The sequence below is a fragment of the Streptomyces sp. WM4235 genome, from assembly GCF_001279725.1.
Taxonomy (GTDB): Bacteria; Actinomycetota; Actinomycetes; order Streptomycetales; family Streptomycetaceae; genus Streptomyces.
Genome location: NZ_LGDE01000381.1, coordinates 1 through 304 on the forward strand (window position 1 = coordinate 1; position 304 = coordinate 304).

General features: G+C 65.8%; 1 pseudogene. It reads left to right on the forward strand.

The features are described from left to right. A pseudogene (locus ADK55_RS23070) lies at positions 1 to 304 on the forward strand (vitamin B12-dependent ribonucleotide reductase); the annotation flags it as partial.

Genomic DNA, 304 nt, shown 5'->3' on the forward strand with positions numbered 1-304 from the left:
CTTCATCCTGGCCGTCGACGACTCCATGGAGTCGATCCTCGACTGGTACAAGGAAGAGGGCATGATCTTCAAGGGCGGCTCCGGCGCCGGCCTGAACCTGTCCCGCATCCGCTCCAGCCGCGAAACGGTGAGCGGGGGAGGAACAGCCTCCGGTCCGGTCTCCTTCATGCGCGGCGCCGACGCGTCCGCCGGAACGATCAAGTCCGGTGGTGCCACCCGTCGCGCCGCCAAGATGGTCGTCCTGGACGTGGACCACCCGGACGTCGAGGACTTCATCGCCACCAAGGTGAAGGAAGAGGAGAAG